Below are 19,334 nucleotides of genomic sequence, written 5' to 3'. Positions count from 1 at the left end.
TCATGCCAATCCCGCCGTCAGAGCCAGGGCGGTGACGACGGCCATCGTCACCAACCACAGGTCGAGACCTCGGGTGACGCTTGCGATGAGCGAGACCGGTAGCAGGCCGAATGGGCTGTCCACGACGGGGCCGCCGAAGTCGACCGGCGGCCGGGTCGCGGCGCGTAGCGCGGATCCCGCGAGCCCCGCCGCGATGAGCATTGCCATCCCCACCGTGATGGGTGTCACCAGGCACATGAGCGCAGCCCAGACGATGGCGGCGAAGGTGGGGACGACCGAATGCACGAGATACAGGTAGCGGTTCGAGTGCGCGAACAACCTGCGCAGCGCCGGGCTCGTGTGGACCTGCCGGAGCCCCCGAGCGAACGGCGAGACGGCGGTGTACCCGAACCCGACCGCGGCGAGCAGTCCCAATAGCGGGGAGACCCCGAACCACAAGGCATGGGCGCCGGCGGCGACGATGACCCAACCAAACACCCAACCGGGTCGGCGCAGCGGCCGCGCGAGGTCGAGTCGCACGAGTGCAAGAGCAGTGGACTCGGGCAACCGGACACTGCGGACGCAACCGACCCGCCGCCACCACCGATCCTCGATGACCCCGAAGAGCAGCGATCCGTCCATCCACTGCAGGCTCGCCCCTACGGCCGCCGCAGCCGATCCCGAATCGTCGAGAGCACGGCGGGTGATGCAGTGCAGACGCGAACCTGCGACAGCACTCACTGCGAGCGCCAGGACCGCGAGCGCAACGCTCACCAACCAGACCCCGGGGTCCGCTGCCGCGGGCACGGACAACGGCGACGGGTGGTGAACCGCGATCGCCGCGGCCACGGTCGTCAGAGACCCCCCGATCGACGACCACCTGACGACACTGTCGCCGGAGACCGGCAACGACTGGATGATCACCGCGGCTGCTACGACGATCATCGACGCGCAGCCGACGATTACCGCCGTCAGGGACGCGAGGACGCTCAGCGGAGTCGTCGCTGCGAGCCAGGTGGGGCCCGACGTAGAAACGAAGACGGCAGCGACCAAGCCGACGAAGCGGCGCCTCAGGACTAGGCCGCGGCCCGCGGCCGTCGAGACGATCAGATCCGAGAACGGCTTGCTGGCGGCGAGAGGCCCGACGACCGCGAACGACGTCAGCATCACGGTCAGGAGTGCGGCGAGCACGAGAAGCTCCGGAAGGACACCGACGGTGACCGCGCGGTGCGTCATCAGATGAACGAAGCCCCGGTACCCCTGGATCGCGACGCCGATGAGGACGACGAACACAACGGCGTTCTCCCCGATCGTCGTCAGCGGCCGTGTCGCGGGGCGCCCCGCGCTTCGGCGGCGGGCACGTCGGAGCGCGGCGCTCGGTGGTGTCGGCGCGGGTGCCGTGTCGGGTTCGACGGTGGACGCGACGATCACTGACCCAGCTCGATCGTCGTGCCGGCGATGGAGTCGGCCAGTGCGCTGTCGTGGGTGGCAGCGAGGACGGCACGTCCGGCCGCGACGAACTCGGCGAGGGTGTCCGCGAGCCACGCACATCCTTCGGTATCGAGATGCCGTTCGGGTTCGTCGAGTACCAGCAGCTCGAACGGTCGGATCATCGCCATCGCCAGTGCCATCCGTTGCCGTTGGCCACTGGACAACGCTCCCGGGAGGGCATCTGAGACGGCGGCGAGACCGGACCGGTCGCACCAGTGCAGCGCCGCCTCGTCACTGCCCCGCACCCCGTTGCACACGGCGATCAGTCGAAGGTGCTCGATGACGCTGACATCGGAGAAGTACGAGTTGGAGTCCACCGCGGCAGAGACCGCGCCACGGAATGCGGCGTCGGTCTCGCGACGGGGGTGGCCTTTCCACGAGATGGTTCCGGTGTCGACTTCGTCGGCACCGAGGATGCAGTTGAGCAACGTGGACTTCCCGGATCCGTTGTGGCCCCGCAGCCATGTCACCGATGCCGACTCGAGATCGAAGCTCACGTTGTCGAAAACCGTTGTGCCGCTGTAGGCTTTCGATACGGACTCGACAGCCAACAACACGTCGTCACCGTGGTTCACGGCACCATCTCCTAACATTGCCCGACTCGAATACGGTGTCGGCGAGATCGAAGCCGGTTCGTCCGCTCAGGTGAATGTGTCGAAACTTGGCGCAAGAGCGCGCATCCGAGATCACCGTGCGATGACAGTTCGTGTCGGTAAGTACAGACCACACGCTACGAGACGGGGTGCACGTCGGCAACAGCTGCGACGAAGTGGGCGATTTGTCCCAGTCTGCGTTGAGTGCGCGTTGGCTCGCCACGTCAACGCTCCCGCGGCTACGACGGGGAGGCGGCGGGCACCGGTGTCACGGTGACCTACGCCATCGTCGGGCCCACCCCGTCAGGCGCGAGGCCAGTCGGCGAGTTCCGCAGCGACGGCGGCGGTGCTGCGCAGGAAGTCGAGCAGCAGGGCATCGGGATCGTCGGCCCGACGGACGTCGGCGTAGGGCAGGACGAACTCGCCCAGAGCGGAGTCCCAGCACGCGGCGGCCGGGCTCACGGCGGCCTCGGCGAACCCGTCGGGCTGCGGGTAGGCGTAGGAGTAGAACACGCCTTCCGACGCGCCGCCGGGCCAGTAGCCGGCGCTCGAGAGCTCGGCGCGGTACGCCTCGTGCATGACCCAGTCGGGGCAGTTGGGGATGCCGCCGGGATGGGTGGGCGCGGGGCGACCGGAGAACCGCGTGACGGCCAGATCGAACGCGCCCCAGAAGAAGTGCGACGGACTGGACTTGCCGTCGAACTCCGCGCGGAACCGGGAGAAAACCCGATCCGCCGAGACCAGGGAGCGCCAGAACCGGGTGACCGCCTCGGCGTCGTAGCTCGCGTGGACGGTGTCCTCGGCGAAGGGGACGGCCGTCTCGAGTTCCACCGGCACGGGGCGATAGGTGACCTCGACGTCGAGAGCCCGCAGCATCGCGTCGAACTCCCGGTGGAAGTCGGCGACGGTCATGGGGCGCAGGTCGACGCGGCGGGTCTCGCCGCGCGTCGTCGTGGCGATCAGCGCGTGCTCGACGAAGTCGAAGCGGATCTCGAGGCCGCCGTCGCGGTACGGCATCAGCGACGTGGTCAGACCCGTCGCGTCGACGTAGAGGGTGACGCCCCACCAGTGGTTCACCGGCGGCGCGAGCGCCATGCGCACCTTGCCGACGATCTGCGTCCACATCTGCAGGGTGTCGCGGGTGTCCTGCCAGGACTCCACCTCGAGCGCAGGCCAGAATTCGTTCGTCACACCGCGAATCCAATCACGGTTCGGTGCAGAAATCCCCCGTGGGCGTGGAGAACTGCACCGAAGATCCGGGCCGGTCCGCTAGCGTCGGGCAGGTGACGGACGAGTCGGTGACGGTGCTGGTCTACAGCAGTCGCGCCGAGACGCGCGCGCTGGTGCACGCCGCCCTCGGCACCCGGCCGCACCCCGATCTCCCGCCGGTGACGTATCTCGACGTCGCGACGGGCCCCATGGTGGTCCGGCATCTCGACACCGGCACCGTGGACCTCGCGATCCTCGACGGCGAGGCCGCACCGGTCGGTGGCATGGGGCTGGCCAAGCAGGTGCGCGACGAGGTCGAGGTCTGCCCGCCGCTCCTGGTGCTCACCGGTCGGCCGCAGGACGCCTGGTTGGCCGACTGGTCGCGGGCGGACGCGGTGGTCTCCCACCCTATCGACCCGTTCGAGCTGGGCCGCGCGGTCACGGCGCTGTTGCGACAGCACACCTGAGCACGCTGTTGCGACAGCACACCTGAGCACGCTGTTGCGACAGCACACCTGAGCACGCTGTTGCGACAGCACACCTGAGCACGCTGTTGCGACAGCACACCTGACGCGTCGGCTAACGGCCCGCGCGAAGGTCACGATCCGACGCCGCCGGCGAAACGGAGTGGTGAAACCGAACCGCCCGCGACGGGAACGTCCTAGTGTGTGACTCGGATCACGTGAGAAGAGGTCACCACCTTCGACACGGGCAGGAGTGAGCGGTGAACGCCGACGCATACGTTCCGATTCTGGTTCTCGGTGCGATAGCCGTTGCGTTCGCGGGGTTCTCGGTGTTCGTGGCGTCGGCGGTGGGTCCCCGGCGGTACAACCGGGCGAAGCTCGAGGCCTACGAGTGCGGCGTCGCGCCCACTCCCCAGCGCCCCGGCGGCGGCCGATTCCCGGTCAAGTTCTACCTGACCGCAATGCTTTTCATCATCTTCGACATCGAGATCGTCTTCCTCTACCCCTGGGCCGTGCATCTCGAGGCACTCGGCGTGTTCGGGTTGCTCGCCATGGGGTTGTTCGTCGTCAACGTCTCCGTCGCCTACGCGTACGAGTGGCGACGCGGGGGTCTGAGCTGGGACTGACCGGGACCGAGCTCGGGTCCGCGACGGGTCCGTGAAAGGTGAGGTGCGCATGGGTGTCGAGGAGAAGCTGCCGAGCGGCTTCCTGCTGACCACCGTCGAGGGGCTGGCCGGCTTCGCCCGCAAGGGGTCGCTGTGGCCGGCCACCTTCGGACTCGCCTGCTGCGCCATCGAGATGATGGCCACCACCTCGGGCCGCTTCGACCTCGCCCGGTTCGGCATGGAAGCGTTCCGCGCGTCGCCGCGCCAGGCCGACCTCATGATCGTCGCCGGCCGGGTCAGTCAGAAGATGGCGCCCGTCCTCCGCCAGGTCTACGACCAGATGGCGGAGCCCAAATGGGTTCTGGCCATGGGGGTCTGCGCCTCCTCGGGCGGGATGTTCAACAACTACGCCGTGGTGCAGGGCGTCGATCACGTCGTCCCCGTCGACATCTACCTCCCCGGCTGCCCGCCCCGGCCGGAGATGCTCATCAACGCGATCCTCACCCTGCACGCCTCCATCGCCCGGATGCCCCTCGGCGTCGACCGGGAGCGGGCGGTGCGGGAGGCGGAAGCCGCGGCTCTCTCGGTGCCCGGCACGGACCCGACGTTCCTCGACCTGCCGGCGGTCCCGCGGTGACGGGCCCGACCGGCCCCACCGGCCCCACCGGGCCCGCCGCCCCCGTGACACCGCGGGGCATGTTCGGCGTGCGCGGCTCCGGCGACACGTCCGGTTACGGACGCCTCGCACCCCCGGCGCCCCGACACGACACCGCATCTCGGCCGTACGGCGAGCCGTTCGACACCGTCATGGACGCCCTGGAGGGGGCGCTGCAGGAGGCGCTGGGACCCACCGCGACCGACGCCGTCGAACGCGTCGTCGTCCACCGCGGCGAACTCACCGTCCACGTCGCGCGCGACCGTCTGCCCGCGGTGTTGTCCGCGCTGCGGGACACCGACTCGCTGCGGTTCGAACTCTGCCTCGGGGTCAGCGGCGTCCACGTCCCCGCCGACCCGGGCCGGGAACTGCACGCGGTCTACCACCTCTCCTCGATCACCCACGGTCGCCGTGTGCGCGTGGAGGTCTCGGTTCCCGACGCCGATCCGCACGTGCCGTCGTCGTGCGGGATCTATCCGACCAACGACTGGCACGAGCGCGAGACGTACGACTTCTTCGGCATCGTGTTCGACGGACACCCGTCCCTGACGCGCATCGAGATGCCCGACGACTGGGAGGGACATCCGCAGCGCAAGGACTATCCGCTGGGCGGCATCGACGTCCAGTTCCACGGCGCCACGGTCCCACCCCCCGACCAGCGGAGGTCCTACTCCTGATGACGACGCAGCAGGCCACCGGCACCGCGGGAGACACGAGCGCCGACACGAGGACCGACACACGGCCCGAGCCGACCGTCTACACGGCCGGCGGGCAGGACTGGGACGAGATCGCCGACCTCGCGAGCTCCGCCGGGGACGAGCGCATCATCGTCAACATGGGTCCGCAGCACCCGTCCACGCACGGCGTGCTGCGGCTGATCCTCGAGATCGAGGGCGAGACGGTCACCGAGGCCCGCTGCGGAATCGGCTACCTGCACACCGGGATCGAGAAGAACCTGGAATTCCGCACGTGGACGCAGGCGGTCACCTTCGTCACCCGCATGGACTACCTGTCGCCGTTCTTCAACGAGACGGCGTACTGCCTGGGCGTGGAGAAGCTGCTCGGGATCACCGACGACGTCCCCGAGCGTGCGTCCGTGATCCGCGTCCTGCTGATGGAGCTGAATCGGATCTCCTCGCACCTCGTCGCTCTGGCCACGGGCGGCATGGAACTCGGCGCGGTCACGGCCATGCTGTTCGGCTTCCGCGAGCGGGAGCTGATCCTCGACATCTTCGAGACGATCACCGGCCTGCGGATGAACCACGCCTTCGTCCGCCCCGGCGGCGTCGCGATGGACCTGCCGAGCGACGCGGTCCCCAAGATCCGAGAACTGCTGACCCTGTTGCCCGTTCGCCTACGCGACATGAGCGCGATGCTCGACGACAACCCCATCTGGAAGGGCCGCACGCGCGGCATCGGTTTCCTCGACCTCACCGGGTGCATGGCGCTCGGCGTGACCGGGCCGTGCCTGCGGGCCACCGGCCTCCCGTACGACCTGCGCCGCGCCGAGCCGTACTGCGGCTACGAGAACTACGAGTTCGACGTGGTCACCGAATCCGAATCCGACTGCTACGCCCGCTATCTCATCCGGGTGGACGAGATGAAGGAATCGCTGAAGATCGTCGAGCAGTGTCTGGACGCCCTGCGTCCCGGGCCCGTGATGGTCACCGACCGCAAGGTGGCGTGGCCCGCGCACCTGGTCTCCGAGGCCGACGGGCTCGGCCAGTCCCGCGACCACGTGCGCACCATCATGGACGGGTCGATGGAATCGCTCATCCATCACTTCAAGCTGGTCACCGAGGGCATCCGGGTGCCCGCCGGCCAGGTGTACTCCGCAGTGGAGTCCCCGCGCGGCGAGCTGGGCGTGCACCTGGTCTCCGACGGCGGCACCCGCCCGTACCGGGTGCACTTCCGCGACCCGTCCTTCACCAACCTCCAGGCCGTCGCGGCCATGTGCGAGGGCGGCATGGTCTCCGACGTCATCGCCGCGGTCGCCAGCATCGACCCCGTCATGGGCGGGGTGGACCGATGAGCGGGCGCGAGCCGGTCCTGGTGCCGTTCGGTCCGGCCCCCGCGGAGCGCGTGCAGCTGGTGCAGCCCGGCGCCCGGCGGACGTATCCGCCCGACGTGCGCGCCCGGCTCGAGCGGGACGCGGCCACCGTCGTCGCGCGCTACCCCCGCCCCCGGTCGGCGATCATCCCGCTCCTGCATCTGCTGCAGGCCGAGGACGGCTACCTCACCCCCGCGGCGATCGACTTCGTCTCGCACACCCTCGATCTCACCGGAGCCGAGGTGGCCGCCGTCGCCACGTTCTACTCGATGTATCGTCGCGAGCCCACGGGCGACTACCTGGTGGGCGTGTGCACCAACACCCTGTGCGCGGTGATGGGCGGCGACGCGATCCACGCCGCGCTCACCGAGCATCTGGCCGACGATCCGGGTGCGGTCACCCTCGAGCACATCGAGTGCAACGCGGCCTGCGACTACGCGCCGGTGATCATGGTCAACTGGGAGTTCTTCGACAACCAGACACCGGAGTCGGCGCGCACCCTGGTCGACGACCTGCGGTCCGGACGCCCGGTCACCCCCACCCGCGGCACCACGCTGTGCACGTTCCGGGAGACCTCCCGCATCCTCGCCGGATTCCCCGACCCGCGGCCGGGTGCCGACGACGCCGCCACGGCGGGCGAGGCGACGCTGGCCGGACTGCGGGTGGCGCGCGAGAGCGGCCTGTCCGCACCGGATCCGGCGCGGCCCGGCCCGTCGACACCGCCGGAGCCACCGGACGTGGCGACCGATTCCACCCCCGACGAGCCGGCGCCCGCGCCGTCCGCCGACGTTCCCGGGAAAGGGTTGCGATGACGCTCACTCCGGTGCTCAGCCGCTACTGGGACCACCCGCGTTCCTGGACGCTCGACACCTACCGCGAGCACGGCGGATACGACGGGTTGGCCGCGACTCTGGCCCGGACGCCCGACGAGGTCATCGCCCTGGTGAAGGACGCCGGGTTGCGGGGTCGCGGCGGGGCGGGGTTCCCCACCGGCGTCAAGTGGAGCTTCATCCCGCAGGACGGCCCGACGCCGGCGGACCAGTCGGTGCCGCACTACCTGGTGGTGAACGCCGACGAGTCCGAGCCCGGAACGTGCAAGGACATGCCGCTGCTCCTGGCGACTCCGCACGCGCTGATCGAGGGCATGATCATCGCGGCGTACGCCATTCGGTCCTCGCGCGCGTTCGTCTATCTGCGCGGCGAGGTGGTGCCGGTTCTGCGTCGCCTGCAGACCGCGGTGGCGGAGGCGTACGACGCCGGCTTCCTCGGCACCGACGTCCTCGGCTCCGGGTTCGACCTCGAGCTCGTGGTCCACGCGGGCGCGGGTGCCTACATCTGCGGCGAGGAGACCGCGCTGCTCGACTCGCTCGAGGGCCGACGCGGCCAGCCCCGGCTGCGTCCGCCGTTCCCCGCCGTCGCCGGTCTGTACGCGGGCCCGACGGTGGTCAACAACGTCGAGTCGATCGCGAGCGTGCCGTCGATCCTGGCCAACGGGGTGGACTGGTTCCGTTCGATGGGCAGCGAGAAGTCGCCCGGGTTCACCCTGTACTCCCTCTCGGGCCACGTCGAGCGGCCCGGCCAGTACGAGGCGCCGCTCGGCATCACGCTGCGCGAGTTGCTCGGTCATGCCGGGGGCGTGCGCGCCGGGCACGAGCTGAAGTTCTGGACGCCGGGCGGGTCCTCGACGCCGATCTTCACCGCCGAGCATCTCGACGTGCCGCTGGACTACGAGGGGGTCGCCGCGGCCGGGTCCATGCTGGGGACCAAGGCGTTGCAGGTCTTCGACGAGACCACGTGCGTCGTCCGTGCGGTGCGGCGGTGGAGCGAGTTCTACGCCCACGAATCGTGCGGCAAGTGCACCCCGTGCCGGGAGGGCACCTACTGGCTGGTGCAGATCCTGGCGCGGATGGAGGAGGGCACGGCGTCCGAGGACGATCTGCAGAAGCTCCTGGACGTGGCCGACAGCATCCTCGGAAAGTCGTTCTGCGCGTTGGGCGACGGCGCGGCGAGCCCCATCGTGTCCTCGGTGAGGTACTTCCGCGAGGAGTACCTCGAGCACGTGCGCGGCGGCGGGTGTCCGTTCGACCCCCACGCCTCGACCCTGATGGCCGGAGTACCGGCATGACCGCCGCGCCCGAGACCCGGACGGTGGACCTCACCATCGACGGCGTCCCGATCAGCGTGCCCGCGGGCACCCTCGTCATCCGCGCCGCGGAGATGCTGGGCATCACCGTGCCGCGGTTCTGCGACCACCCGCTGCTCGATCCGGTCGGGGCGTGCCGGCAGTGCCTCGTGGACGTCGAGGGGCAGCGAAAGCCGTTGGCCTCCTGCACCACCACGGTCAGCGACGGCATGGTGGTCCGCACCCAACGCAGCTCGGAGGTCGCCGAGAAGGCGCAGCGCGGGGTGATGGAACTGCTGCTCATCAACCATCCGCTGGACTGCCCCATCTGCGACAAGGGCGGCGAGTGCCCCCTGCAGAACCAGGCCATGTCGACCGGCCGCACGGAGTCCCGCTTCACCGAGACCAAGCGTACGTACCCGAAGCCCGTCCCGCTCTCCACCGAGGTACTGCTCGACCGGGAGCGGTGCGTGCTCTGCGCCCGCTGCACGCGCTTCTCCGAACAGGTGGCGGGTGATCCGTTCATCGATCTGCTGGAACGCGGTGCGCTGCAACAGGTCGGCATCTACGGCGCGGAGCCGTTCCGCTCCTACTTCTCGGGCAACACCGTGCAGATCTGCCCCGTCGGGGCGCTGACCAACACCGCGTACCGGTTCCGGGCGCGGCCCTTCGATCTGGTGTCCACCCCCAGCGCGTGCGAACACTGCGCCAGTGGCTGTGCGCAGCGCACGGACCACCGCCGCGGCACGGTCCTCCGGCGCCTCGCGGGCGACGATCCCGAGGTCAACGAGGAGTGGAACTGCGACAAGGGCCGGTGGGCGTTCGCGTACCTCACCGAACCGGACCGCCTCACCACCCCGCAGGTGCGCGGGCCGGACGGCGAGCTCGTCCCCGCGTCGTGGCCCGAGGCGCTGGCCGTCGCCGCCCGCGGGTTGGCCGGGGCGCGCGGCGACGCCGGCGTGCTGGTGGGTGGGCGGTCGACCGTCGAGGACGCCTACGCGTACGCGAAGTTCGCGCGGGTCGCGTTGGGTACCAACGACGTCGACTTCCGGATGCGTGACGTCTCGGACGAGGAATCGGAGTTCCTCGCCGCCCGCGTCGCCGGACGCGGACTCGGGGTCACCTACGCCGATCTCGCCGCCGCACCGGTCGTCCTCCTCCTCGCCCTCGAACCCGAGGAGGAGAGCCCGATGATCTTCCTCCGTCTGCGGAAAGCGGTGCGCACCGGTCGTACTCGCGTCGTCACCGTCGCCTCGCACCGGTCCGACGGGGCGCGCAAGCTGTCCGCCGACGTCGTGCGGGCGGTGCCCGGCGCGGAGGCCGACGCCCTGCGTTCCCTTCCCGACGACGTGCGGACGCTGCTCTCGACGCCGGGTGCGGTGATCCTGGTGGGCGAACGCGCCGCGGCCAGGCCCGGTCTGCCGACCGCCGCGGCGGAGACGGCCGACGCCACCGGTGCGGCCGTGGCCTGGGTCCCCCGTCGGGCCGGTGATCGCGGCGCGCTCGACGCCGGCGCCCTGCCCACCCTGCTGCCGGGCGGACGTCGGGTCGACGACGACGACGCGCGTCGGGCGGTGGCCGCCGCGTGGGGCGTCGCCGACCTGCCCTCGACACCGGGACGCGACACCGCCGCGATGGCGGGCGCGTCGTACTCGGCCCTGGTGCTGGCCGGGGTGGACGCGGCCGACGCTCCCGATCCCGACGCCCTGCGGGGAGCGGTGGACCGCGCGGGATTCGTGGTGGCGCTGAACATTCGACGGTCCGAGCTGACCGATCGTGCCGACGTCGTCTTCCCCGTCGCACCGGTGACCGGGAAGGCCGGGACGTTCGTGGACTGGGAGGGGCGCCGGCGCGCCTTCCCGGCGGCACTGCCGGTGGCGTCGGTGCTCCCGGACGGTCGGGTGCTGGACGCGCTCGCCGCCGCGATGGGTCATGCGCTGGGAACCAGCGATCCGGCGTCGACGCTCGCCGAGCTCGACCGGCTGGGGTCGGACCCCACCGACGGACCGACGGTCGCTCCGGTGTCACCCCCGCGTCCGGCCGTCGCGGCCGTCGCGGCCGGCACCGCCGTGCTCGACGGCTGGCGGATGCTGCTCGACGACGGGCGCCTGCAGGACGGGGAGGACGCCCTCGCCGGCACCGCGCGCACCCCGGTCGTGCGGATGTCGGAGGCGACGGCCGCCGAGGTGGGTGTCGGCGACGGCGATCCGGTGACGCTGTCGACCGATCGCGGCGCGGTGACGTTCCCGCTCGAGATCACCGACATGCCGGACCGCGTGGCGTGGGCGCCGTTGCACACCCCCGGCGCGTCGCTCCGGAGCCGTCTCGGGGTCGGCCCCGGCGCGACGGTGCGGGTGACAGGAGGCGACCGATGACCACGACGTCCCCCGATCTGTCCGTGTTCGGTGTCGACCCGATCTGGTTGATCGTCGGCAAGGCGCTGGCGGTCTTCGCGTTCCTCGTGCTCACTCCGCTGGTCTGCATCTACGCCGAGCGGAAGGTCATGGCGTGGATGCAGATGCGGGTGGGGCCCAACCGCACCGGTCCGTGGGGGCTGCTGCAGTCGGTGGCCGACGGCATCAAGCTGGCCCTCAAGGAGGGGCTGACCCCGGCGGGGGTCGACCGGCCGATCTACCTGCTGGCGCCGGTGATCTCGGTGGTCCCGGCGTTCATGGCGTTCGCCGTCATCCCGTTCGGTCCGACGGTGTCGGTGTTCGGCCACGTCACGCCGCTGCAGCTGACCGACCTGCCGGTCGCGGTGCTCTACGTGCTGGCCGTGACGTCGATCGGGGTGTACGGCATCGTGCTCGCCGGTTGGTCGTCGGGATCGACCTACCCGCTGCTCGGCGCGCTGCGCTCCACCGCGCAGGTGATCTCCTACGAGGTCGCGATGGGCCTGAGTTTCGCGGCGGTATTCCTGTTCGCCGGCACCATGTCCACCTCCGGCATCGTCTCCGCCCAGGAGCGCCTGTGGTTCGTGGTGATGCTGCTGCCGTCGTTCCTCGTCTACGTCGTCTCGATGGTCGGCGAGACCAACCGGGCCCCGTTCGATCTGCCCGAAGCGGAGGGCGAACTGGTGGGCGGCTTCCACACCGAGTACTCCTCCCTGCGGTTCGCGATGTTCATGCTGGCGGAGTACGTGAACATGGTGACGGTGTCCGCCCTGGCCACCACGCTCTTCCTCGGCGGCTGGCGAGCGCCGTTCCCGATCAGCGTGTGGGACGGGGCGAACCAGGGGTGGTGGCCGGTGCTCTGGTTCACCATCAAGGTCTGGGCGTTCCTGTTCGTCTTCGTCTGGCTGCGCAGCACCCTCCCGCGTCTGCGGTACGACCAGTTCATGGCCTTCGGCTGGAAGGTCCTGATCCCCGCGGCACTGCTCTGGGTGATGGTGGTGGCCGTGGTCCGCGTGCTGGTGGCGGATTCGCCGCACACCCGGCCGGTGACCGTCGCGGTGTCCCTGGTCTTCACCCTCGCGTTGGCTCTGGTGCTCCGCACCCGCCTGCGTCGTGCGCGTCTGCCGCGGACGGAGGCGCAGTCGGGGGCCGCGCCGCCGTCGTCCGACGCCGCTGACGGGGGATTCCCGGTGCCGCCGTTGCCGTCTCGGGTCGCCCGAACACCCGCAGTTCGAGAGACGGAGCGAGCAGATGTCCCCTGACGGACCCGGACCCCTCGCCGGCTTCGGCGTGACCTTCTCGACGATGTTCAAGAAGGCGCACACCGAGTCCTACCCGGAGGAGAAGCGGCCCACCGCGACTCGGTACCACGGGCGCCACCAGCTGAACCGCTACGCGGACGGGCTCGAGAAGTGCATCGGCTGCGAGCTGTGCGCCTGGGCGTGCCCGGCCGACGCCATCCACGTCGAGGGCGCGAACAACACCGAGGCGGAACGGTTCTCGCCCGGCGAGCGGTACGGGCGCGTCTACCAGATCAACTATCTCCGCTGCATCGGCTGCGGCCTCTGCATCGAGGCCTGCCCCACCCGCGCGCTGACCATGACCAACGAGTACGAGATGGCCGACGACAACCGCGAGGACCTGATCTACGGCAAGGACAAGCTGCTCGCCCCACTCGACGACGGCATGGAGGCACCGCCCCACCCGATGGCCGACGGTGCCACCGACGAGGACTACTACCGCGGAACCGTGCGATGACCGGCGAAGAGGTCACGTTCTGGATTCTGGCTCCCCTCACCGTGATCGCGGCGCTCGGCGTGGTCGCGTCCGCGAAGGCGGTGTACTCGGCGCTGTTCCTGGCCTCGACCATGGTGATGCTCGCCGTGTTCTACATCGTCCAGGGTGCGGTGTTCCTCGGCGTGGTGCAGATCGTCGTCTACACCGGCGCCGTGATGATGCTGTTCCTCTTCGTGCTCATGCTCGTGGGTGTCGACACCTCGGACACTCTGACCGAGAACCTGCGCGGCCAACGCGTGGCGGCAGTGGTGGTCGGACTCGGCTTCGGTATCCTGCTGATCGGCGGCCTGGGCAACGCCTCGCTCACCGGGTTCGGTGGATTCACGGGCGCCACCGGCGGGGGCGCGGGCGTCGGCACCGTGGAGGCTCTGGCCGAGCTGATCTTCGTGCGCTACGTCTGGGCGTTCCAGCTGACCGGCGCCCTGCTCATCACCGCGACCATCGGGGCGATGGTATTGACGCACCGTGACCAGGTGGGCACCGCGAAGACCCAGAAGCAATTGTCGCAGGAGCGGTTCCGCCGCGGTGATCGCGTGACGCCCCTGCCGAGCCCCGGCGTCTACGCCCGGCACAACGGCGTGGACCGGCCGGCGCGACTGCCCGACGGCACCCCGGCGCCCACCTCGGTGGGGCGACAGTTCCGCACCTCGACCGACACGGTCGCCGACCCGGCGGACGGGAGGCAGCCGTGAATCCCGACCACTACCTCTACCTCGCCGCGGCGTTGTTCACCATCGGCGCGTCCGGAGTGCTGCTGCGCCGCAACGCCATCGTGGTGTTCATGTGCGTGGAGCTGATGCTCAACGCGGCCAACCTGGCCTTCGTCACGGTGGCCCGTACCCGCAGCGAGGTCGACGGCCAGGTCTTCGCCTTCTTCACCATGGTGGTCGCGGCCGCCGAGGTGGTGGTGGGCCTGGCGATCATCATGGCCATCTTCCGATCCCGTCGCTCCGTCTCGGTCGACGACGACAGTCTGCTGAAGTTCTGACGTGGGCACGTCGCTCGCTCTGCTCCCCGGCCTCCCGCTGCTCGGCGCCGCGGCGCTCCTGCTAAGTGGTCGTCGGACCGACCGGTGGGGCCACGTCCTCGCCACCGCGCTGGTGTTCGCGTCCTTCGGGCTCGCGGTGGCCGCGTTCGTCTCGATGCTGGATCGACCGGTCGACGAGCGGCGCGTCGGTGCCGTCCTGTTCTCCTGGGTCCCCGCGCCGAACCTGTCGGTCGACGCCGGCCTGGCCCTCGACCCGCTGTCGATCTGCTTCGTCCTCCTCATCACCGGAGTCGGCGGTCTGGTCCACGTCTACTCCATGGCCTACATGCGGGACGACCCGCACCGGCGGCGGTTCTTCGCCTACCTGAACCTGTTCGTCGCCGCGATGCTCGTCCTGGTCATGGCCGACAACTTTCTCGGCCTCTACCTCGGGTGGGAAGGTGTCGGCCTCGCGTCGTACCTGCTCATCGGGTTCTGGTCCCACAAGCCGTCGGCGGCCACGGCCGCGCGCAAGGCGTTCGTCGTCAACCGCGTCGGCGACATCGGGCTGGCCGTCGCCCTCATGATCATGGTCGCCGAGGTGGGGTCGGTGTCCTACGACGCGGTCTTCGCCGCCGCCGGCACCGAACTCGGCCAGGGCACCACGACGGCGCTCGGGTTGCTCCTGCTCCTCGCCGCGTGCGGTAAGTCCGCACAGGTGCCGCTGCAGTCGTGGCTCGGCGACGCGATGGAGGGCCCCACCCCGGTGTCCGCGCTGATCCACGCGGCCACCATGGTGACGGCCGGGGTCTACCTGATCGTCCGGTCCGGCGCGATCTTCGAGGCCGCGCCCGCGGCGCAGACGGCGGTGGTGGCCGTCGGCGCGGTGACGCTGCTGGCCGGCGCGATCATCGGCTGCGCCAAGGACGACATCAAGAAGGCACTCGCGGCGTCGACGATGAGCCAGATCGGCTACATGGTCCTCGCCGCCGGCCTCGGTCCCGCCGGATACGCCGTCGCGATCATGCACCTGCTGACGCACGGCTTCTTCAAGGCGGGCCTGTTCCTCGGCGCCGGGTCGGTCATGCACGCGATGAACGACGAGACCGACATGCGACGCTACGGCGGGCTCGCACGCGTCCTCCCCGTCACCGCCGTCACGTTCGGACTGGCCTACCTCGCCATCATCGGCGTGCCTCCGTTCGCGGGGTTCTGGTCGAAGGACGGCATCATCGAGGCCGCGCTGGACGAGGGCGGAGTGCGGGGCGTGCTCCTCGGCGGCGCCACGATCCTCGGCGCCGGCATCACGGCGTTCTACATGACGCGGGTCGTGATCCTCACCTTCGGCGGCCGAGCCCGCTGGAACGCCGACGGGGTGCACCCCCACGAGGCTCCCGCCTCGATGAACGCGCCGATGGTGATCCTCGCGATCGGGTCCGTCGGCGCCGGAGCCGTTCTGGCCGTGGGGGATCGGCTCTCGGGGTGGCTGGCCCCGGTGGTCGGCGAGCACGAGCCCGCGCACCTCGTCCCCGTCTGGGTCGTGACCACGATCGTCCTGGTGACCGTGGCGGTCGGCGTCGGACTCGCCGTCCGGCAGTACGCCCGCCGCGACGTCCCGGTGACCGCTCCGACCGGGAACCGCCTCACCCGCGCCGCCCGTCGGGACCTCTACGGCGACGACCTCAACGAGGCGATCGCGATGCGTCCCGGGCAACGCCTGACGGCCGGCGTCGTCCGGCTCGACGAGGTGGGCGTGGACGGTGCGGTCGGCGCCGTGACGGCCACCGTTCGGGCGGCGTCGGAGCGACTCCGGCTGCTGCAGAACGGATTCGTCCGCACCTACGCGCTGTCGATGTTCGGCGGCGCCGTCCTGGTTCTCGCCGTCACGCTCGCACTCGGATCGGGGTCGTAGATGCTCACCGCACTGTGGGTCCTGCCGCTGCTCGGCGCCGCGGCCGCTCTGGTCGTCCCGCGCGGGTCGGCGGCCGCGGCCAAGGTGGTCGCCCTGGTCGTCTCCCTCGCCGCGTGCGCGCTGTCGGTGGTGGTCGCGGTGCGGTTCGTCCCCGGTGCGCCCGGCTACCAGTTCGTCGAATCGGCCACCTGGATACCGCGATTCGGCGCCGGATACGTCCTGGGGATCGACGGCGTCGCCCTCACCCTCGTGCTCCTGACCACGGTGCTGGTCCCGCTGCTGCTGCTCGCCGGGTGGCGGGACGTCGCGCCGACGAACGACGACCACGGCGCGGCGTCCCGCCGCCCGCACACCTACGTGGCGCTCATCCTCGTGGTCGAGTCGATGGTGCTGGTCTCGCTGCTCTCCCTCGACATCCTGCTGTTCTACGTGTTCTTCGAGGCCATGCTGGTGCCGATGTACTTCCTCGTCGGCGGCTTCGGTCCGCGAGTCGGCGCCGCACGGGCCGCCGCGGTGAAGTTCCTGCTCTACAACCTCGCCGGTGGCCTGGTGATGCTGGCGGCGGTCATCGGCCTCTACGCCGTCACCGCCGCCGAGGGGTCACCGTTCTCGGCCGGGACGTTCGACGTCCGCGCCATCGCCGACGCCGCGTCCACCGGTGACCTCGGCGCGAGTCCCGGCGTGATCAACGCGATCTTCCTCGGCTTCCTGGTGGCCTTCGCGGTCAAGGCGCCGCTCTGGCCGCTGCACACCTGGTTGCCGGGTGCGGCCGTCGAATCCACCCCCGCCACAGCGGTACTCATGATGGCCGTCGTGGACAAGGTGGGCACGTTCGGCATGCTGCGGTACTGCCTGCAGCTCTTCCCCGACGCCTCGGCCACGTTCGCGCCGTGGATCGTCGGGCTCGCGGTGATCGGAATCGTCTACGGGGCGATCCTGGCGATCGGCTCGACGGACATGATGCGCCTCGTCGCCTACACGTCGATCTCGCACTTCGGGTTCATCGTGCTCGGCATCTTCGCCCTCACCGCGCAGGCGCAGGCCGGTGCCACGCTGTACATGCTCAACCACGGCATCGCCACGGCCGCCCTGTTCCTGGTGGCCGGGTTCCTCGTCGCGCGTCGGGGGACCGCCCGGATCGCGGACTACGGCGGAGTCGGCCGCACCGCACCCGTCCTGGCCGGCACGTTCCTGGTCGCCGGCCTGGCCACGCTGTCCCTGCCGGGCCTCGCCCCGTTCGTCAGCGAATTCCTGGTCCTGGTGGGTACGTACGCCCGGTACGAGGCCGCCGCGGTGGTCGCCGCCGTCGCCCTGGTCCTGTCCGCGGTGTACATCCTGTGGCTCTACCAACGGGTCATGACGGGACCGACCACCGAGGCGGACCGACGCATCCGTGACCTGGTTCCGCGCGAACTCGTCGTCGTCGCACCGCTTCTCGTGCTCGTGATCGGCCTCGGGGTCTATCCCAAGCCCATGCTCGACGTCATCACCCCGGCCGTGGACCGCACGTCGGTCCAGCCGGCCGAGCAAGGAGTGGCAGCCCCGTGACCGTTCCGACTCCGTCCCTCGAGTACGCCCTGCTGTCCCCCATGATCATCGTGCTGGGGGCGGCCGTGGTCGGCGTGCTGGTCGACGCGTTCGTCCCGGCCGCGGCGCGCCGCCGCGCCCACCTGATCCTGTCCCTCGGCGCGCTCGCCGCGGCGCTCGCGGCCGTCGTGGGACTGGCCGGCGCCGAGGACGTCGTCGTCGCCGGATCGCTCGCCGTGGACGGCGTCACGCTGGTCCTGCAGGGCATTCTCGTGGTGGTCACCGCCGGGGCGATCGTGCTGGTCGCGCACCGCACCGTCGAACACCCGGAGACCGACCGCGTCGACGCGTTCACCCCGCAGGCGTCGGTGGTCCCCGGCAGTCTCGCGGAGGCCCGCGCGGTCACGGCCCGCGTGACGCGCACCGAGGTCTACCCGCTCACGCTGTTCGCCGCCGGCGGCATGATGGTCCTGCCCGCCTCGGCCGACCTGCTGACGATGTTCGTCGCCCTCGAGGTGCTCTCCCTGCCGCTGTACCTGCTCTGCGGGTTGGCCCGGCGGCGTCGGCTGCTCTCCCAGGAGGCCTCGCTCAAGTACTTCCTGCTCGGCGCGTTCTCGTCGGCGTTCTTCCTCTTCGGTGTGGCCCTGCTCTACGGGTACGCCGGCACGGTCGACCTGGCCGGGATCGCGGCCGCCGCCGAGTCCGGGCAGGCGACCGACCCCCTGCTCGGCGTCATGGGCGTCGGGCTCGTCGCCGTCGGTCTGCTGTTCAAAGTCGGTGCGGTGCCGTTCCATTCGTGGGTTCCCGACGTCTACCAGGGCGCGCCCGTCCCGGTGACCGCGTTCATGGCGGCGGCCACCAAGGTGGCCGCGTTCGGGGCGCTCGTGCGCGTTCTCGTGGTCGCCGCCCCGGCGCTGGAGGACCAGATCCGGCCGATGCTGTGGGCGGTGGCGATCGCGACGATGGTGGTGGGCGCCGTCGTCGCCGTCACGCAGACCGACGTGGTCCGCATGCTGGCGTACTCGTCCGTCGCGCACGCGGGGTTCCTGCTCACCGGCGTGGTGGCGGGCGAGGCGGGCATCGCCGCGACCCTGTTCTACCTGGCGGCGTACGCCGTGAGCACGCTCGGCGCGTTCGCCGTGGTGTGCGCCGTGCGTGACGGCGGCGGTCCCGCCACCGCCGTCGACCGGTGGGCCGGGCTCGGCAGCCGGTCCCCGCTGCTCGCGGGCGCGTTCGCCCTGTTCCTGCTGGCCTTCGCCGGCATTCCCTTGACCAGTGGTTTCACCAGCAAGTTCGCCGTGTTCGAAGCCGCCCTGTCGGAGGGCGGGGCCGCGCTCGTCGTGGTCGGCGTGCTGTCGAGCGCCGTCGCCGCGTCGTTCTACGTGCGGGTGATCGTGGTGCTGTTCTTCACCCCGGCGCAGGACTCTCCGCCCACCGTCGACGCCGGCCCGGGGGTCGGCGTGGTCGTGGGCGCGGCCGCCGTCGTCACCGTGGCGCTGGGTGTGTTCCCGCAGCCCCTGTTGGACCTGGCGGATCGGGCGGCGGCGCTGCTCGCGAGGTGACAGGCTGC

18 protein-coding genes are annotated in these 19,334 nt (G+C 70.6%); 15 read left to right on the top strand and 3 right to left on the bottom strand.

Annotated elements, in window-relative coordinates; all coding sequences use genetic code 11:
* The 3 genes from HQ603_RS14960 to HQ603_RS14950 form a co-directional block, all read right to left on the bottom strand.
* Positions 1-1,410: a DUF6297 family protein gene (locus HQ603_RS14960; protein ID WP_222685425.1), complete on the bottom strand. Its 1,410-nt coding sequence runs from the start codon at positions 1,408-1,410 to the stop codon at positions 1-3.
* Complete coding sequence (locus HQ603_RS14955) at positions 1,407-1,967, bottom strand: ABC transporter ATP-binding protein (RefSeq protein WP_157889678.1); 561 nt, start codon at positions 1,965-1,967, stop codon at positions 1,407-1,409. The genes HQ603_RS14960 and HQ603_RS14955 overlap by 4 nt, the downstream gene beginning before the upstream one ends.
* A gap of 399 nt (positions 1,968-2,366) precedes the next feature.
* Positions 2,367-3,254: a DUF5996 family protein gene (locus tag HQ603_RS14950; RefSeq protein WP_222685423.1), complete on the bottom strand. Its 888-nt coding sequence runs from the start codon at positions 3,252-3,254 to the stop codon at positions 2,367-2,369.
* Between the two features lie 92 nt (positions 3,255-3,346).
* On the opposite strand from HQ603_RS14950, the gene HQ603_RS14945 reads away from it, so the two are divergent.
* The 15 genes from HQ603_RS14945 to nuoN all read left to right on the top strand — a co-directional run bounded on the left by HQ603_RS14945 (position 3,347) and on the right by nuoN (position 19,326).
* Positions 3,347-3,739, top strand: a complete 393-nt coding sequence (locus HQ603_RS14945; RefSeq protein ID WP_222685421.1) for a hypothetical protein — start codon at positions 3,347-3,349, stop codon at positions 3,737-3,739.
* 257 nt (positions 3,740-3,996) lie between these two features.
* Entirely contained in the window at positions 3,997-4,362 is a 366-nt protein-coding gene (locus HQ603_RS14940) for an NADH-quinone oxidoreductase subunit A (RefSeq protein ID WP_222685419.1), read from the top strand.
* Positions 4,363-4,411: 49 nt separating this feature from the next.
* Positions 4,412-4,978, top strand: a complete 567-nt coding sequence (locus HQ603_RS14935) for a NuoB/complex I 20 kDa subunit family protein (protein ID WP_222685417.1) — start codon at positions 4,412-4,414, stop codon at positions 4,976-4,978.
* A 59-nt stretch (positions 4,979-5,037) separates the two neighbouring features.
* Positions 5,038-5,673, top strand: coding sequence for an NADH-quinone oxidoreductase subunit C (locus tag HQ603_RS14930; protein WP_222685464.1), 636 nt, complete (start codon positions 5,038-5,040; stop codon positions 5,671-5,673).
* Positions 5,673-7,028, top strand: coding sequence for an NADH dehydrogenase (quinone) subunit D (gene nuoD / locus HQ603_RS14925; RefSeq protein ID WP_222685416.1), 1,356 nt, complete (start codon positions 5,673-5,675; stop codon positions 7,026-7,028). The genes HQ603_RS14930 and nuoD overlap by 1 nt, the downstream gene beginning before the upstream one ends.
* Entirely contained in the window at positions 7,025-7,858 is an 834-nt protein-coding gene (nuoE, locus tag HQ603_RS14920; RefSeq protein ID WP_222685414.1) for an NADH-quinone oxidoreductase subunit NuoE, read from the top strand. Before nuoD ends, nuoE begins: the two co-directional genes overlap by 4 nt.
* Positions 7,855-9,171, top strand: coding sequence for an NADH-quinone oxidoreductase subunit NuoF (gene nuoF, locus HQ603_RS14915; RefSeq protein WP_222685413.1), 1,317 nt, complete (start codon positions 7,855-7,857; stop codon positions 9,169-9,171). The genes nuoE and nuoF overlap by 4 nt, the downstream gene beginning before the upstream one ends.
* Positions 9,168-11,543, top strand: a complete 2,376-nt coding sequence (locus HQ603_RS14910; RefSeq protein ID WP_222685411.1) for an NADH-quinone oxidoreductase subunit G — start codon at positions 9,168-9,170, stop codon at positions 11,541-11,543. Before nuoF ends, HQ603_RS14910 begins: the two co-directional genes overlap by 4 nt.
* Positions 11,540-12,823: an NADH-quinone oxidoreductase subunit NuoH gene (gene nuoH, locus HQ603_RS14905; RefSeq protein ID WP_222685410.1), complete on the top strand. Its 1,284-nt coding sequence runs from the start codon at positions 11,540-11,542 to the stop codon at positions 12,821-12,823. Before HQ603_RS14910 ends, nuoH begins: the two co-directional genes overlap by 4 nt.
* The gene (gene nuoI, locus HQ603_RS14900; protein WP_222685408.1) at positions 12,813-13,319 is read left to right on the top strand and encodes an NADH-quinone oxidoreductase subunit NuoI; all 507 of its coding nucleotides are present in this window, start codon (positions 12,813-12,815) and stop codon (positions 13,317-13,319) included. The genes nuoH and nuoI overlap by 11 nt, the downstream gene beginning before the upstream one ends.
* Complete coding sequence (locus HQ603_RS14895; RefSeq protein ID WP_222685406.1) at positions 13,316-14,050, top strand: NADH-quinone oxidoreductase subunit J; 735 nt, start codon at positions 13,316-13,318, stop codon at positions 14,048-14,050. Before nuoI ends, HQ603_RS14895 begins: the two co-directional genes overlap by 4 nt.
* Complete coding sequence (gene nuoK / locus HQ603_RS14890; RefSeq protein ID WP_068149108.1) at positions 14,047-14,346, top strand: NADH-quinone oxidoreductase subunit NuoK; 300 nt, start codon at positions 14,047-14,049, stop codon at positions 14,344-14,346. Before HQ603_RS14895 ends, nuoK begins: the two co-directional genes overlap by 4 nt.
* Position 14,347: 1 nt before the next feature.
* A complete protein-coding gene (gene nuoL / locus HQ603_RS14885; RefSeq protein WP_222685404.1) occupies positions 14,348-16,237 on the top strand; it encodes an NADH-quinone oxidoreductase subunit L in 1,890 nt (629 codons plus the stop codon).
* The gene (locus tag HQ603_RS14880) at positions 16,238-17,785 is read left to right on the top strand and encodes an NADH-quinone oxidoreductase subunit M (protein WP_222685403.1); all 1,548 of its coding nucleotides are present in this window, start codon (positions 16,238-16,240) and stop codon (positions 17,783-17,785) included.
* Entirely contained in the window at positions 17,782-19,326 is a 1,545-nt protein-coding gene (gene nuoN / locus HQ603_RS14875) for an NADH-quinone oxidoreductase subunit NuoN (RefSeq protein WP_308126549.1), read from the top strand. Before HQ603_RS14880 ends, nuoN begins: the two co-directional genes overlap by 4 nt.
* Positions 19,327-19,334 lie beyond the last annotated feature (8 nt).

Origin of the sequence: Rhodococcoides corynebacterioides (assembly GCF_019834675.1) — a bacterium.
GTDB lineage: Bacteria > Actinomycetota > Actinomycetes > Mycobacteriales > Mycobacteriaceae > Rhodococcoides > Rhodococcoides corynebacterioides_A.
The sequence above is the reverse complement of the archived record's forward strand: the minus strand, read 5'-3'. Positions and strand labels throughout refer to the sequence as shown.

Coding starts and splice junctions, on each gene's coding strand:
- nuoE (WP_222685414.1), top strand. CDS start 7,025: ATGAGCGGGCGCGAGCCGGTCCTGGTGCCGTTCGGTCCGGCCCCCGCG.
- HQ603_RS14880 (WP_222685403.1), top strand. CDS start 16,238: ATGCTCACCGCACTGTGGGTCCTGCCGCTGCTCGGCGCCGCGGCCGCT.
- nuoI (WP_222685408.1), top strand. CDS start 12,813: ATGTCCCCTGACGGACCCGGACCCCTCGCCGGCTTCGGCGTGACCTTC.
- nuoD (WP_222685416.1), top strand. CDS start 5,673: ATGACGACGCAGCAGGCCACCGGCACCGCGGGAGACACGAGCGCCGAC.
- nuoH (WP_222685410.1), top strand. CDS start 11,540: ATGACCACGACGTCCCCCGATCTGTCCGTGTTCGGTGTCGACCCGATC.
- nuoF (WP_222685413.1), top strand. CDS start 7,855: ATGACGCTCACTCCGGTGCTCAGCCGCTACTGGGACCACCCGCGTTCC.
- HQ603_RS14910 (WP_222685411.1), top strand. CDS start 9,168: ATGACCGCCGCGCCCGAGACCCGGACGGTGGACCTCACCATCGACGGC.
- HQ603_RS14930 (WP_222685464.1), top strand. CDS start 5,038: ATGTTCGGCGTGCGCGGCTCCGGCGACACGTCCGGTTACGGACGCCTC.
- HQ603_RS14895 (WP_222685406.1), top strand. CDS start 13,316: ATGACCGGCGAAGAGGTCACGTTCTGGATTCTGGCTCCCCTCACCGTG.
- HQ603_RS14935 (WP_222685417.1), top strand. CDS start 4,412: ATGGGTGTCGAGGAGAAGCTGCCGAGCGGCTTCCTGCTGACCACCGTC.